The following is a 15,171-nucleotide window of genomic DNA, read 5'->3' as shown; positions in this document are numbered from 1 at the left end:
TTTTCGAAGGTTAACTCATTTACTTTTCCATTCTTCCGGGAGGAGCCCCCTGTACACCGGCGTCATAAAACGGTCATCGATAAACTGCAGCACTCCGTGATCTTCTTCGGACCGGATCAGTCTGCCTCCGGCCTGCAGAACTTTGTTCATACCCGGATAGACATAGGCATAGTTGTAGCCGTTCCTGTCCTGGTTTTCGAAGTAACGATGAATCAGCTCTTTTTCTATATCTCTCGGCGGGAGGGCCACCCCTACCACGGCAACCCCGCGCAGCCTGTCCCCTTTCAGATCGACGCCCTCCGAGAAAACACCCCCAAGGACGGCAAAGCCGATGATTTCACTTTCTTCGGTGAACTGGGCCAGAAACTCTGACTTTCTTTCCTCGTCCATATTCCGTTCCTGAACAACTATTTCCTTCCCCCATTCTTTAGCATAGGAGTGAATCAGTTCCAGATATGAATAGGAAGGAAAAAAGAACAGATGATTGCCCGGCCAGGTTTCTGTCTGTTTTTTTAAACTGTCACTCACGTCCCGGGCAGTTCTCTCCCGGTCCCTGAACCGGGTGGACAAAGGGGTGAATATCGTGTCGATCTGTTCTCTGCTGAAGGGGGAAGGCAACTTCAAAATATAGTCTTCAGGCGTCCCTCCGAGCATTTCTTTATAGTAAGCAAAGGGAGATAGTGTGGCCGAAAAATAGACAGAGAACCGGTAGGCATCGGTAATTCTCTTAACTACTGTACGCGGGTTGAGGCAGTAAAGCTTCAACTCTTCCTTTTCTTTACCGATGTAAACGAAGTTATCATCTTTCTGTTCAAGCATATTCAGGAAATGCTGGCTTCCGAAGTAGACGTTCATCACCGTCTCATTCTGTTCCTCCGGCAGCAGATCACGCAGGAATGACTCCGTTTCTTCCACAAATGCTTCGATACGTTCCTCCATAACTCCCGGTATTTCGTCGATGGACACTTCCTTCTGATTTTCCGGAAAGAGAGAAGTGATGTCGGAGGCTATGGAAGCAGCCAAACTTCCTGCCCGTTCAGATTCCACCAGGGAGGGCAGCGTTTCAAAGTCAGAGGCGGAAAGGGAAGCGGAGTACATGTCCCGCGCCCGTTCCACGAGATTGTGGGCTTCATCCACCAGCAGACCCATTTTCTTCGTCCTGTCACGGGAGAGTCTCTTCAGAGCAACCCTCGGGTCGTATACGTAGTTATAGTCGCCGATTACGATATCGGCAGCGTTCGTAAGGTCCAGAGAGTATTCAAACGGACAGATGTGGTGCTTTCTGGCATAGGTCTCAATCGTGCTCCGGTCCAGCAGCGACTCATTCGTGAGGATGTCCACCAGAGCGTCATTGATGCGGTCGTAATAACCATCGGCAAAAGAACAGTATTCGGGCTGACATATCGTTTCTTCCTGAAAGCAGATTTTGTCCTTGGCCGTCAGTGTTACCGCAGTAAGGGATGCTCCCTCCTCCTGCATCAGGCGGATCGCTTCTTCGGCCGTCTCGCGGGTCGTCGTTTTGGCCGTCGCATAATAAAGCTGTTCAAAATCTCCTTCTTCCATCGCTTTCACACCGGGGAACAGAGAAGAAATGGTCTTCCCAATACCTGTCGGTGCCTGGGCAAACAGGGTTCTTCCTTCCCTGGCGGTGCGGTAGACGCTCCCGGCAAACGTCCGCTGACCTTCGCGGTACGAAGGATAAGGGAAGCCGAGTTTCGGAAGCGTTTCATGTTTCTGTGCCCGCATACGGACAAGAGTAAGCGCATAAGGTGTGTATGCTTCCACCATGAAACGGACTTCTTCCGCCAGCTGTTCCACAGTAAGATACCGCAAGTACCTGATTTTCTTTTTCGATGCTTTCTGTACGTAAGTAAGCTGAACATTGATACCCTCGAGCTGTTCCCGTTCACAATACATGTACGCATAGCCGTAAGCCTGCCCCCAGTGTTCGGGGAAAAAATCTTCCTCGAGTTCTTCCGCTTCCAGCGAAGTGGACTTGATTTCATCAATGACAAGCCCCTCCTCACTCCTCAACACCCCGTCACAACGACCGTGAATGTGAAGGGTCATCTCTTCCATTTCATACAGAAAGTCGAGATATACTTCTTTTTCCTCTGTCTCTTTGTATTCCTTCTGTACCGCCTGGTGGATGGCCGTCCCTTCACTCAGTGCTTTGGAAGAACGGAATTTTTCATCGATACTGCCCCGTTTATAAGCATATTCCGCCAGCTCCCGAACGGAAATCTTCATCGATTTCATCACAAATCACCCCATTTTCCTGTCGTATTTCATATGTATATTATACACCCTCGGAAAAGTGATATAATAACAAAAGAAAGCGGAAGTTTCCGTTCAGAAACGATAAAATCAATAAATGTAATAAATGAAATGTCGGGTGGATAGTAATGACAAAAAAATGGTGGATAATCGGAATTCTGGTACTCACAGTGGTCCTCGCCGGATTTCTGTGGTTCTCACTGACAGATTCAGATAAACAGGACGCTCCCTCCCCTCCCCGGACCGGTGAACCTTCTCAAGATGATGCATCAGGTTCCGATCCGGGAGACCGTAATGCAGAGGGAAAAGATGATATAAGTGAAAATATAAGAGAGTCTTTTTCTGACGCCCTCGATAGTGCAAGAAGCCTGTTTGTGCAACAGGACCTTCACATTACTGCACTGGGAGATTCACTGACGCAGGGAGTCGGTGATACGACGGATAATGGAGGTTATGTAGGTATTCTCGAGGAGTCCATTAACCAGAACAGTGACACAGCCGCAGAAACCGTCCAGGTCGATAATTTCGGAAAAAGAGGAAACCGTACCGATCACCTTCTGGAAAGACTGGACAATGAGGACTTGCAGGGATCCATCCGGGAAGCGGACCTTATTCTTATAACCATCGGCGCCAACGATGTGATAAAAGTAGTGAAAGATAACGTCACTTCTTCTCTTGATTACGAGCAGTTCGTCGAAGCGCAGGCAAATTACGAGCAGAACCTGCGCAGCATTCTCGAAAAAATAAGAGAACTCAACCCCGAGGCAAGTATTTACCTGCTCGGAGTATATAACCCCTTTGATAAATATTTCAAAGATATCCCCGAACTGAATCAGATTATAAGCGACTGGAACAGAATAAGCAGACGGGTACTTACCGAATTCGACAATACAGGGTTCATCCCTATCCGCGACATATTCGAAGGTGCTGACGAAGATATATTGTGGGAGGACAATTTCCATCCGAACGAAGCCGGGTATAAACGGATGGCCGAACGCGTGTTAGAATATATTAGAGAAGAGATTGAAGAATAGCAGTATAGGTGGAGTGTGCAGTGAAGAGATTGAAACACATTATTTTCGAAAATAAATGGCGCAGTGCTTTTTTCGGAGTCATTCTCCTTAATCTCGGCATTGTCCTCTGGGTGCTTGCTCTCATCTTCATCCCGACGGACTACGCCCTTGTCAATGTCGACAGAGAACGGACGAACACGGATGCCGAATTTACGATCGTCTCAACCAAAGAAAATCTGGAACAGTTAACGAATGAATACTTAAATGAAATGTCATCAAGCACTATTTTCGATTATTCGATTTCCTTGGATAAATTCGTGAAACTCCGGGGAAATATCCGGGCTTTCGACCAGGTTATCCCCATAACGGTGGAGCTTGAGCCGGTAGTGCAGGAAAACGGGGACCTCATTTTGGAACAGCAGGGTATTTCTCTCGGAAAACTTCCGCTTCCAAGCAATAAGGTGCTGGAGTTCGTCGCTGACAACTATGATCTTCCGGACTGGGTGCAGGTGAACCCTGAGGAGGAGAACATCTACGTAGCCCTTACCCAAATGGAGACGGAGAGCAATTTCCGGCTGGCAGCAGAACGTTTTAATTTGAATTCTGACCAGCTCGCCTTTAAAATAGCGGTACCTAAAGACAGTTTCGAACTTGCACAGAAAGTCGTAACCAACAACGATCTGGAATTTCAGAATTAATCCCGAATGAAGGATGTGAGCATATGGACGTAGTAAATAACATCGCCGATCTGATTGGAGATACGCCTCTTGTCAAACTGAATCGTGTGGCTCCGGAAAACGGCGCCACCATCTATTTGAAACTCGAAAGTTTCAACCCGAGCGGAAGTGTGAAAGACCGGGCCGCCTTTGAAATGATAAGACAGGCGGAAGAAGACGGTCATCTCCAGCCGGGGGCCACCATTATCGAACCGACAAGCGGAAACACCGGTATCGGCCTGGCGATGAACGCAGCAGCCCGCGGATACAGAGCGATTCTCGTCATGCCTGATACTATGACTCAGGAACGTATCAACCTTCTCAAAGCTTATGGCGCTGAAATCGTCCTTACTCCGGGGGAAGAAAAGATGCCCGGAGCTATCGCCAAAGCGAAAGAACTGACTGCAGAAATGGAAAACAGTTTTATGCCGATGCAGTTTGAAAACTTCGCCAACCCGGATGCCCACCGGCACACGACAGCAGTCGAAATCAAAGAAGCGATGGAAGCACTGGGAAAACCACTGTCCGCTTTTGTATCGACTGCAGGAACCGGCGGTACGATTACCGGAACCGGAGAAGAGCTGAAAAAATTCTTTCCGGAACTGAGCATCCACGTAGCAGAACCTGCAGGATCACCCGTACTCTCCGGAGGAAAACCGGGCAAGCATAAACTGGTCGGTACCAGCCCCGGGTTCATCCCCGATATTCTGAACAGGGGTATTTACGATGAAATTCTTCAGGTCACGGATGAGGACGCCTATGAAGTGACGCGAAGACTGGCCCGGGAAGAAGGCATTCTTCTCGGCACCTCCGGCGGCGCCAGCTGCTGGGCTGCGATGGAAGTAGCCAAAAGAATGAGCCCCGAAGATGTAATTGTCGTCATCTCCCCGGACACGGGAGAACGGTATCTCTCCGGGGACTTATTCCGATTTTAATACCTGGACAGCACAAACCCCTGAGCCGTATACACACCCGGTTCAGGGGTTTTTTCACATCCTGTAAAAATCACGAAAACGCAGATGCCAGCCCATGTGAAAGGAAAGCAGGCGCAGACAGAGGATTACTATAAATAAACCGTACATCTGTATGACACTATCCAGATCCACCCAGCCCATACCTGCAACGAAGCCTGCTCCCATCGCCCACACCGCATATATTTCCTGATGTAATACCATGGGACGGCGCTGAGCAAGTACGTCTCTTGTTATTCCTCCTCCTACTCCGGTCAATAAAGAAGCAAACATGACCCCTCCGAGAGGGAAGCCCTGTTCCAATGCGAACATAGCTCCCCCTACAGCAAATGCGGACAGACCTACCGCATCCGTGTATACGTTCCACCTGTCCATAAACATGACCCAGCTCTTCGGAAAGAAGTAAGCGATGGTGATAATCGTTACCGCCACATAAAAGAATATCCCCTGTTCCCATACGTGAACTACAGGGACATCGAGTGCAATATTTCGTATAATCCCTCCGGCAAACGCTGTTGCGATACCGAGCATATACGTACCAAAAAAGTCGTATCGTTCACTCATGGCTACGATGGCTCCGCTGAAAGCGAAAGCCATGACCGCTATCATATTCATTATATCCCAGGCCATAATCGCGCCCCCAATTCTCGTGTCTGTTTGGAAATATATCACACTTTTTATGTGAAAAGGAGGTCCTTTGACATTTTTCCATTTTTCTTATACAATTATCTTGAATTCGAGATAAGGAGGAGATCTCATGGAAATCAAAGGGATCCACCACGTATCAGCTATAACTAAATATGCCCAGGAAAATCATGATTTTTACACAAATGTTCTCGGCATGCGTCTCGTCAAAAAAACCGTAAACCAGGATGACCCTTCGATGTATCATCTGTTTTATGCCGACGCCGAAGGAAGCGCCGGAACAGATTTCACTTTCTTTGAAATACCGATGCTCGGGAATACGTATGAGGGGACAAACAGTATCTCCACCACTACTCTCCGCGTTCCGGACGATGGAGCTATCGACTTCTGGCAGGAACGCCTTATTTCCGAAGGAGTGGAAGTCGACCCGGTAACCGAACGGTTCAGTCGTCGTATGTTATTCTTCCGCGACCCGGAAGGACAGCGTCTCGGTCTGGTTTCGGACGAGAATAACGAAGGTGTAGCCCCGGGTGTAAGATGGGAAACGTCCGACATTCCCGTATCAAAAGCTATCCAGGGCCTCGGCCCCGTCTATTTTACCGTACCTCACCTTGAACCTACCGCTCAGGTACTGACAGAGACGCTCGGCTTCAAGCAGCTGGACAATGAATCGAACATCTACCGTTTCCAGGCAGGAAAAGGAGGTACAGGAGGGGAAATACACGTCATCGCCGATGCTTCCCTTCCAAAAGAACGTCCCGGCCAGGGAAGTGTTCACCATGCCGCTTTCCGTGTGAAAGACAGGGAGGAACTCGAACAGTGGGTAGAGCGGGTTCAGGATGCCGGACTTATCAATTCCGGACTTGTAGACCGTCATTACTTTCAATCCCTCTATTTTCGGGAACCGAACCATATTCTCATTGAACTGGCTACAGACGGTCCCGGCTTCGACGTGGACGAACCTATGGACTCTCTTGGAGAAGCCCTCTCCCTTCCGCCTTTTCTCGAGAACCGTCGCGAAGAAATAGAGGAAAACCTTAAACCTATCCGCCAACACAAAAATTAATCAATCATCCTCGTTTTGCTTTTTATACCGGGTCAGACCGTTTGCTTTCGTTAAGCTGACGGACTCCCGGTTTTTTTATTTCTTTCTGCTTATTCCGTACTGTTATGAAACTCTGTTTTACCCCCTCTATTTTTCAAAGGCCGGTGTCAATACTTTAACTTTCATTTCCATTCTCCCTGTCAGACATTTGATTAATACTGTGGAAAAAGACTAAAATAGAGATACTGACAATTTAAAGAAGGAAGGAATCTATACTCATTATGGATAATCTGAAAGCTCCGGAAACGTTTCAGTCACTGAAAAAAGCGTCCGAAAAAATCTTTGAACTCGTTACAGCTCACCTTAACGTCCAGACTGCTTATGTAGCTAAACGTGGCGATACTGCTATAACAGTGCTGAGCTCCATAAACAATAAAGAGGAACTCGTACCTGAAGGTCTGGAGGTCACCTACAGCGGTGCCGTTTGCCGTGTGGTTATTTCCGGTGAAGGTAATACGCTGAATTCTTCGAATCTGGAAAAGGATGAACTCACGAGAGAACTTGAAATAGCAAAAGACCTGAAAATGAAAGGCTTCCTCGGGGTAACGCTCCGCGATCAGAAAGGCGAGGTATTCGGCACTCTCTGCGTTCTCGACCAGGAGGAGAAAAATTTCTCGGAAGAAGACGTTCAGTTTTTGCAGTCTATCGCAAACGTTCTGTCCTACTTGATTGAACTTGATCATACCCAGTTCAATATGTCCCTGCTCAACGTTCCCATCCTTCCTATAACAAAAGGAGTATCGGTTCTGACGCTGCAGGGTATCGTGGATGAACAACGGGCAGACAAACTGACCGCAGAAGTCCTCCGCTACGCTTCTCAGAACGATATCGACTTTTTTGTAATAGAGCTGTCGGGACTTGTCATCATTGATAATGAATTTCCTTATGTCGTAGTGGAAATTCTCCAGGCTCTCAAGGTGATGGGAGTGGAACCGATTCTGACGGGTGTCACCCCGGCCATCGCCATGCAGGAGGCAGGCACGATAGCTTTACGGAATCTGGGGATTAAAACAGTTTCCAATATAGAAGAAGCCCTTGAGTATATAGGGTTCAGCCTTATTGAATCATAAAAAACCGCCGGAGCCCCCGGCGGTTTTCTTTATGACTTTATTTGAAATTTACTGGTTCAGACGGTCTTTCACCCAGTTGATCAGTCCACCAGTTTCCATAATTTCGATTTGACGCTCGGATAGAGCGTGCTCTACTTTTATCTTCTTATCCTTGCCTTTTATTTCAACTTCCAGTTCGTTACCTTCACGTACTTTGTCACGAAGACCCGTGAATACGAGAGTATCGCCCTGACTTATTTCGTCCCAATCGCTTTCATTCACAAAAGTAAGTGGGAGAATACCGAAGTTTGCAAGGTTCTGCCAATGAATACGTGCAAAGTCCTTAACGATCGCCACTTTCATACCGAGGAAGCGCGGAGCAAGGGCTGCGTGCTCACGGCTGGACCCCTGTCCGTAGTTGGTACCCCCGACTACAGCGTGACCACCGTCCTCACGGGATTCCATAGCTCTGTCATAGTATGTCTCGTCCACTATTTCAAATGTGAATTTACTGATTTCCGGAAGGTTACTGCGGTATGGAAGCACGCGCGCTCCCCCTGCAAGTATCTCATCCGTAGAAATGTCATCACCCATCTTAAGAAGGACAGGAAGCTCCATATCATTCGGAAGCTCATCCATCTTCGGAATGGAAGCGATGTTCGGTCCTTTCACCAGTTCGTACTCTTTCGATTCTTCTTCCGACACCGGGCGTTCCAGCAGACGGGTATCGACGGTCGGCTCTTCCGGCATGTCGACTTTCGGATAATCGAACCCTGCATTTCTCGGATCGGTTATTTTACCGAACAGTGCAGAAACCGCTGCCGTTTCCGGACTGGAGAGGAAAACACTGTCTTCTTTCGTTCCGGAGCGTCCCGGGAAGTTTCTTGGAGTGGTACGGAGACTGTTGCGTCCTGTCGCAGGGGCCTGACCCATACCGATACAACCGTTACACCCGGCCTGGTGAAGACGTGCACCGGCCTGAAGGAAGTTCGCGATATGACCGTGCTGCGACAAGTCAATAAGCATCTGACGGGACGTCGGGTTCAGGTCGAGTGACAGTCCTTCGGCAATGTGACGCCCCTCCACGATTTTCGAAGCAATGGCGAAATCACGATAGCCCGGGTTTGCGGAAGAACCAATGTAAGACTGATAGATCGGTTCGCCTTCAACTTCACTGACCGGAACTACGTTACCGGGGCTTGTAGGTTTCGCAATCATCGGCTCAAGTTCAGAAAGATTGAGCTCTTCGTGGCGGTCGTATTCCGCACCTTCGTCCGCTTTCAGTTCAATCCATTCGTCTTCGCGGCCTTCTTCTGTCATATAGCGCTTCGTTTCTTCATCGGACGGGAAGACAGTACCGGTGGCACCAAGTTCTGCACCCATGTTGGCGATTACGTGTCTGTCCATAGCTGACAAGTTTTTAAGACCGGGACCGTAATATTCGAATACGTGGTTCACTCCGCCTTTTACCCCATGGCGACGAAGCATTTCGAGAACCGCGTCTTTCGCGCTTACCCAGTCAGGAAGCTCTCCCGTCACTTTGACGCCCCACACTTTCGGCATCTTAACGTGGAACGGTTCACCGGCGATGGCCATGGCTACGTCAATACCGCCGGCGCCGATGGCGAGCATACCCATACATCCGTTTGCACATGTGTGGCTGTCGGATCCGAGAAGCGTTCTGCCGGGACGGGCCAGACGCTGCATGTGTACCGGGTGACTTACTCCGTTACCCGGACGGCTGTAATAAAGTCCATATTTCTTTGCGGCACTTTCCAGAAATAAGTGGTCATCCGGGTTCTTACTGTCTTCCTGGATCAGGTTGTGGTCCACGTACTGGGCGGAAGCTTCCGTTTTAGCCCGGTCGATATCCATCGCTTCGAGCTCCAGCATAACCATCGTTCCTGTGGCATCCTGTGTAAGTGTCTGGTCGATTTTGAGGGCGACCTCGGCCCCCGGTGTCATTTCCCCTTCAACTAAATGATCTTTGATTAATTTTTGTGTGACGTTATAACTCACGCAAAAACCCTCCTTATCGCAATTAAGTCTTCTATGTTTACCGTTCCTCCTATACCTTTACCCGAATTATGGCAAATTTATTCATTCAGTTATGAAAAAGCGACTAATGCCTTTGTTGTCAGGGCAGTGAGAAAACAGAAAAACAATCATTTACTGGCCATGATTGTTTTCATAGTAATCGTTCAATTCCTTGATCGGGGTGATGTTTGCAAGAGTCGAAAACACCATGTTTTCATTCATCCAGCGATTTACTTCGACGGCGTCTATTTCCTCGAATTCTCTTTCTTCCGTAAAGCCTTCGAGCAACTTCAGCGACTCTTTCATTCTGCCGAGCGTGCGTCGATTGTCTGTTTTCGTAAGTATAATCTTTTTGGAGTTATCAAGCAGATCTCTTTTGTATTCTTCGTTGATGTCGAGCATCTGAAGAAGCTGTTTTAATGAGCCGCGCAGCACATTATCGATGTTTTCATACTGTTCGGCCTCAAGCCCGAACAGTACAAGTGTAAGTGCCGTGCGGTCATTCATGAGGAGAAGGCCTTCTTTATCCCTCACAGAGAACCGGTTCATCTGCCAGCGATAAATCTCGGGCAGATCTCTTTTATCAAATTCTTCTCTTTCCATAGGCAGTGATTCCGCCATCTTTTCCGTGACGCCGATAGTAAACATGTGTCTCACCTCTTCCCTTCCAGTGTAGCATGCAAAAATGAATCCTGCAGTCCGGAAAAACCGCAGAATTCATTTGACCCGCCTCGCAAAATCGACGAACTGGAACTTATCCGGCCTGTGTCTTGATTCCGTATACTGAAATAAAGTGGCATCGGAGAGATAGACGTAACTTCTGATTACCACTACCTGGGCGTGCTCCAACAGGTCCAGGTACCTTTCATCTTCAGCGGTCGCATCCTCCACTACAATCTGTTTTTTTGCGAAACTGATTTCAAGACCCAGCTCCTCTTCAATAAATTCATAGATCGACTCTTCGGCAATCTGTTTCGTAAGACCCTTCACATAGTCCTGCCTTACGTAATCCTTGTCGAGAATAATGCGCTCGCCGTTGATCTCCCTGCTGCGGATAATATTCCAGACGCGCACGTCCCTGTCACAGCCGAGGGCCTGCTGCAGTTCTTCTTCCGGCTCTGAAAGGAAGAGCTGCTCTACGTTCGTGACGATGTCGCCGCCGAACTGTTCGGAGAGCTCCTTGAAGCTAGTGAGGCCGGAGACCGGGAATTCGAACTTGCTGTGATCAAGCACGACCGAACCTTTCCCCCGGACTTTGTGGATATAACCATTCTGCACAAGCAGGTTCAACGCTTTTCTTATCGTTTCTCTCGATGTCGCATACGCTTCCTTCAGCTCATGCTCCGAAGGAAGAATTTCCCCGGCGTGATATTCCCCGCGCTGAATCTGACGAACAAGTTCATTATAGATAGTAAGAAATTTATTCTGCATTTTTTTCACCATTCATCAGTATATCAGTATTTTTTAATAAGATAAACGACGGACTCATAAGGTCTCAGATCGATACTTGTACTCATGGAAGGAGGTGTGTCATAGTTCGAGATCAGCACGACCCCTTCTCCCTGCACCCGTTCCGGCAACGCGGCCTTCGTTTCTGTGCCGTAAAAGTTACTGACGGTAACGAGACGTTCGTTCTCCGTTTCGCGTTTATAAGCGAAAAGAGAAGGGTCCTCTTCAAGCAGAAGTTCATAGTCCCCATGAGTGATAATGTCGTACTCTTTCCGCAGACGGATCAGCTTCTGATAATATTGGAAAACCGAATCTTCCTGCTGAAGTTCCTTTTCAGCGTTGATGTATTTATAATTATCCGGGACACCGATCCAGGGCGTGCCTGTCGTAAAACCGGCGTTCTTCCCGCTGTCCCACTGCATCGGTGTACGACTGTTATCCCGTGATTTCTGTTTAAGAATGCCGATGATCTCCTCTTCCGATTTCCCCTGTTCCTTCATCATCTCATAACTGTTGAGGGATTCCACGTCCCGATACTCTTCGATCGATTCGAAGCCCGGATTCGGCATTCCTATCTCTTCTCCCTGATAGATGTAAGGGGTGCCTTTCATCATATGCATAGTAGCAGCCAGCATCTTCGCAGAAGTGACCCGGTACTCCCCGTCCTCCCCGAAGCGGGAGACGACGCGCGGCTGATCGTGGTTGCACCAGAAGAGCGCGTTCCACCCTCCCCCTTCATGCATTCCTGTCTGCCACTCGCTCAATATACGTTTCAACTCCTGAAGGTCGAAAGGCGCCTTCGTCCACTTCTCACCGTTCGGATAGTCGACTTTCAAATGATGGAAATTGAACGTCATGCTCAGTTCCTGACGCTCCGGACGGGTGTACTTGATGCAGTGGGCGATGGTGGTCGAGGACATCTCCCCTACGGTCATCAGATCGTGCGGTGCAAATACTTCTCGGTTCATTTCATGCATGAATTCATGCACCCGGGGCCCGTCCGTGTAGAACTTCCGCCCGTCTCCCGTATCGTCGTCCGGAAAACGCTGGTCTTTTGATACGAGATTGATTACATCAAGACGGAACCCGTCGATGCCTTTCTCCGCCCAGTGTCTCATCATATCGTACACGTCCCGGCGTACGTCTTCATTTTCCCAGTTCAGATCCGCCTGCGTTACGTCGAAAAGATGGAGATAATACTGACCTGTATCCTCATCGTATTTCCACGCATTACCCCCGAATTTCGACTGCCAGTTCGTCGGTTCCTCTCCGTTCACCGGATCCTTCCATATATAGTAATCGCGATAAGGGTTATCCTTCGATGTCAGAGACTCCCGGAACCACCTGTGTTCGGTTGACGTATGGTTAACAACTATATCCATGATCACTTTGATACCACGCCGGTGCGCTTCTTCCAGCAGACGTTCGAAGTCTTCCATCGTTCCGTATTCTTCGTGGATGTCAAAATAATCACTTATATCGTACCCGTTGTCATTCTGCGGAGACTTATAGACAGGTGTGAGCCAGATCACATCCGCCCCGAGTTCCCTGATATAGTCGAGTTTTTCAATGATTCCCTGAATATCACCCGTACCATTGCCGGTAGTATCATTGAAACTCTTTGGATAAATCTGATAAACAACCGCTTTCTGCCACCATGGTGCCGTTTCCATACAAATACCTCCTTTTTTTGTTTACGATAAACCGGAAGCCGTGAAGGTATCAGGACCCACACGGCTGGCTGAGTTATTAAACGTCGCGTTTACGTTTGGCGTAAAGATATGTCGCCGTAAGAGGAAGAACGATGACAATCGCCATGCCGATCAGAAAGTCGCCCCAGTACTCGTTCATGATCGAGAAAATACCGGGCACCCCGCCGACACCGATCGATGTGGCCAGCACGCCTCTTGAAGCTATATAAAGTCCGGCTATTCCAGAAGAGATAAGGGAAATGACGAACGGATACTTAAAGCGCAGGTTGACCCCGAACAGTGCCGGTTCTGTAATACCGAGCCATGCGGAAAGTCCGGAAGAACCGCTCAACCCTTTAAGTTTCTCGTCTTTCGTAGCAAGGAAAATCGCGAAAGCCGCCGACCCCTGAGCGATGTTCGACAGAGCAAGCATCGGCCAAAGGAACGTACTCCCGGTACTGCCGACGAGCTGAATATCGACGGCCAGGAACGTATGGTGCATACCCGTAATAACGAGTGCTCCGTAAAGCCCGCCGTACAAAAGACCACCGGCCCAGGCTGCCATATCAAAGAGTGCGATAAAACCGTCGCTGATTCCATTACCGATAGCGAAAGTGACCGGTCCGATAAAGATGAACGTAAGAAATCCTGTTACGAGAAGAGCGACCGGGGCCACGATAAGCAGCTGGATACTTTCCGGAATTCTTTTGCGCAGGAACAGTTCTATTTTCGTAAGAACCCATGCAGCTACAAGTACCGGAAGTACCTGACCCTGATAACCGATCTTATCGACTTCGAATCCGAACAGGTTCCAGACGGGAACCGTCCCTTCTTTAACAGCCTCCCCGTAACCGTAAGCACTCAACAGTTCCGGGTTAACAAGAACGAGACCAATCAGTATACCAAGAAGAGGTGTACCTCCGAATTTCTTGGCAGCTGACCACCCTATGAGCGCCGGCAGGAAGACGAATGCCGTATTCGCGATGACTATAATCATGTTCGCGAAACCGGACCACTGCGGATAAACATCAATAATCGACTGCTCCTCGAAGAAAATCCCCGGTCCAGTGAGCAGGTTATTCAGACCAAGCAGGAGCCCTGCCGTGATGATAGCCGGCAGAATCGGAATGAATATATCCGCAAGTGTCTTCACACCGCGTTGAAGGGGGTTCATCTTGCCTTCTGTCTGTTCTTTAACTTCTTCCTTCGAGGCTTCCCCGATTCCGGCAAGTTCTATAAATTCGTTGTAAACTTTGTCCACTGTACCCTGACCGATAACGACCTGAAACTGATTGTTGGCAGAGAACGATCCTTTTACAACATCTAGCTCATCCAGCCTTTTCTGATCTACAATCCCCTCATCTCCCAGTGCAAGCCGTAAGCGTGTTACGCAGTGAGTAGCCGCCTCCACGTTTTCTTTACCGCCCAGAGCTTCGAGGATCTGTTCTGCTTCTTTACGATAGTCCACGTCATTCCCTCCTTAAAATATCTTGACTGATATACTACAACCGCTTTCATTTTCTGGCATCTTGTATATACAACTTGTGTTAATTATTATAATTTGTATATACAGGAATGACAACCCTTACATTTCAAAAACAAGAAATTTCTGCTACTATGTGTGTATACACATGTAAAGGTGGATGGTTGAAATGTTGAAAAAAGCTTTACTGGTCATCGATTATACCAACGATTTCGTTCACGAAAACGGGGCACTCACCTGCGGGGAACCGGGACAGGAGATAGACGGAAACATAGCCGGCCATATTCACGAATTTGCGCACAACCGGGAAGATATATTCTTCCTGACGGATGCTCATCACGAAAAAGACACCCGTCACCCGGAGACCGATCTTTTCCCGCCCCACAATATCATCGGTACCTCGGGACGCGACTTATACGGAGAAGTGGAGAAAGCGTCGGGACAATACAAGAACGAACCGTTCGTGCACTACCTGGATAAAACGAGGTACAGCGCTTTCGCCGGTACCCCGCTCGATCTTCTTCTGAAAGAAAGAGGAATACGGGAACTTCACATAACCGGTGTCTGTACGGATATCTGTATCCTTCATACTGCTGTGGATGCTTACAATTTAAGTTACCCGACGGTCATCAATCGAAACGCAGTGGCTTCATTTAATCTGCAGGGACATGAGTGGGCGCTCGGGCACTTCGCCTCCTGTCTCGGTGCTACCGTCTACTGAGAAGCGTTTACAAG

13 protein-coding genes are annotated in these 15,171 nt (G+C 48.6%); 6 read left to right on the top strand and 7 right to left on the bottom strand.

From position 1 onward, the window contains the following. Positions 1 to 15 precede the first annotated feature (15 nt). A complete protein-coding gene (locus tag BW931_RS08390; protein WP_076571517.1) occupies positions 16 to 2,259 on the bottom strand; it encodes an ATP-dependent DNA helicase in 2,244 nt (747 codons plus the stop codon). Between the two features lie 146 nt (positions 2,260 to 2,405). Here BW931_RS08390 and BW931_RS08385 point away from each other — a divergent pair, with 146 nt between their 5' ends. From BW931_RS08385 to cysK, 3 genes are read left to right on the top strand one after another with little or no spacing between them, the layout of a single operon-like run. Continuing rightward, positions 2,406 to 3,311: an SGNH/GDSL hydrolase family protein gene (locus BW931_RS08385; protein ID WP_076571514.1), complete on the top strand. Its 906-nt coding sequence runs from the start codon at positions 2,406 to 2,408 to the stop codon at positions 3,309 to 3,311. A 20-nt stretch (positions 3,312 to 3,331) separates the two neighbouring features. Next, a complete protein-coding gene (locus BW931_RS08380; RefSeq protein WP_076571511.1) occupies positions 3,332 to 3,988 on the top strand; it encodes a YpmS family protein in 657 nt (218 codons plus the stop codon). Between the two features lie 23 nt (positions 3,989 to 4,011). Then, complete coding sequence (gene cysK, locus BW931_RS08375) at positions 4,012 to 4,941, top strand: cysteine synthase A (protein ID WP_076571509.1); 930 nt, start codon at positions 4,012 to 4,014, stop codon at positions 4,939 to 4,941. 54 nt (positions 4,942 to 4,995) lie between these two features. Here cysK and BW931_RS08370 read toward each other — a convergent pair whose 3' ends face one another. Beyond that, positions 4,996 to 5,607, bottom strand: a complete 612-nt coding sequence (locus BW931_RS08370; RefSeq protein ID WP_076571507.1) for a trimeric intracellular cation channel family protein — start codon at positions 5,605 to 5,607, stop codon at positions 4,996 to 4,998. Between the two features lie 127 nt (positions 5,608 to 5,734). Between BW931_RS08370 and BW931_RS08365 the strand changes: the two genes are divergently transcribed. Further along, a complete protein-coding gene (locus BW931_RS08365) occupies positions 5,735 to 6,688 on the top strand; it encodes a ring-cleaving dioxygenase (RefSeq protein WP_076571505.1) in 954 nt (317 codons plus the stop codon). Between the two features lie 260 nt (positions 6,689 to 6,948). Then, positions 6,949 to 7,797 carry a GAF domain-containing protein gene (locus tag BW931_RS08360; protein ID WP_076571502.1) on the top strand — a complete coding sequence of 283 codons (849 nt, stop codon included), beginning with the start codon at positions 6,949 to 6,951 and terminating at the stop codon, positions 7,795 to 7,797. A gap of 48 nt (positions 7,798 to 7,845) precedes the next feature. Here the strand turns inward: BW931_RS08360 and BW931_RS08355 are convergent, their stop codons facing one another. The 5 genes from BW931_RS08355 to treP all read right to left on the bottom strand — a co-directional run bounded on the left by BW931_RS08355 (position 7,846) and on the right by treP (position 14,421). Next, positions 7,846 to 9,795 carry an aconitate hydratase gene (locus BW931_RS08355; RefSeq protein ID WP_076571499.1) on the bottom strand — a complete coding sequence of 650 codons (1,950 nt, stop codon included), beginning with the start codon at positions 9,793 to 9,795 and terminating at the stop codon, positions 7,846 to 7,848. Between the two features lie 150 nt (positions 9,796 to 9,945). Then, positions 9,946 to 10,461 carry a DUF6933 domain-containing protein gene (locus BW931_RS08350; RefSeq protein WP_008589316.1) on the bottom strand — a complete coding sequence of 172 codons (516 nt, stop codon included), beginning with the start codon at positions 10,459 to 10,461 and terminating at the stop codon, positions 9,946 to 9,948. Positions 10,462 to 10,530: 69 nt separating this feature from the next. Further along, positions 10,531 to 11,244, bottom strand: coding sequence for a trehalose operon repressor (gene treR / locus BW931_RS08345; RefSeq protein ID WP_008589314.1), 714 nt, complete (start codon positions 11,242 to 11,244; stop codon positions 10,531 to 10,533). 23 nt (positions 11,245 to 11,267) lie between these two features. Beyond that, on the bottom strand, positions 11,268 to 12,935 hold the full coding sequence (gene treC / locus BW931_RS08340; RefSeq protein WP_076571496.1) for an alpha,alpha-phosphotrehalase: 1,668 nt from the start codon (positions 12,933 to 12,935) through the stop codon (positions 11,268 to 11,270). 76 nt (positions 12,936 to 13,011) lie between these two features. Then, positions 13,012 to 14,421 carry a PTS system trehalose-specific EIIBC component gene (gene treP / locus BW931_RS08335; RefSeq protein WP_008589310.1) on the bottom strand — a complete coding sequence of 470 codons (1,410 nt, stop codon included), beginning with the start codon at positions 14,419 to 14,421 and terminating at the stop codon, positions 13,012 to 13,014. A 184-nt stretch (positions 14,422 to 14,605) separates the two neighbouring features. Between treP and BW931_RS08330 the strand changes: the two genes are divergently transcribed. Next, a complete protein-coding gene (locus tag BW931_RS08330; protein WP_076571493.1) occupies positions 14,606 to 15,157 on the top strand; it encodes a cysteine hydrolase family protein in 552 nt (183 codons plus the stop codon). Positions 15,158 to 15,171: the final 14 nt, after the last annotated feature.

It is taken from the genome of Salimicrobium salexigens, from assembly GCF_900156705.1.
Lineage (GTDB): Bacteria > Bacillota > Bacilli > Bacillales > Halobacillaceae > Salimicrobium > Salimicrobium album.
This window is presented reverse-complemented; position numbering and strand designations above follow the sequence as displayed.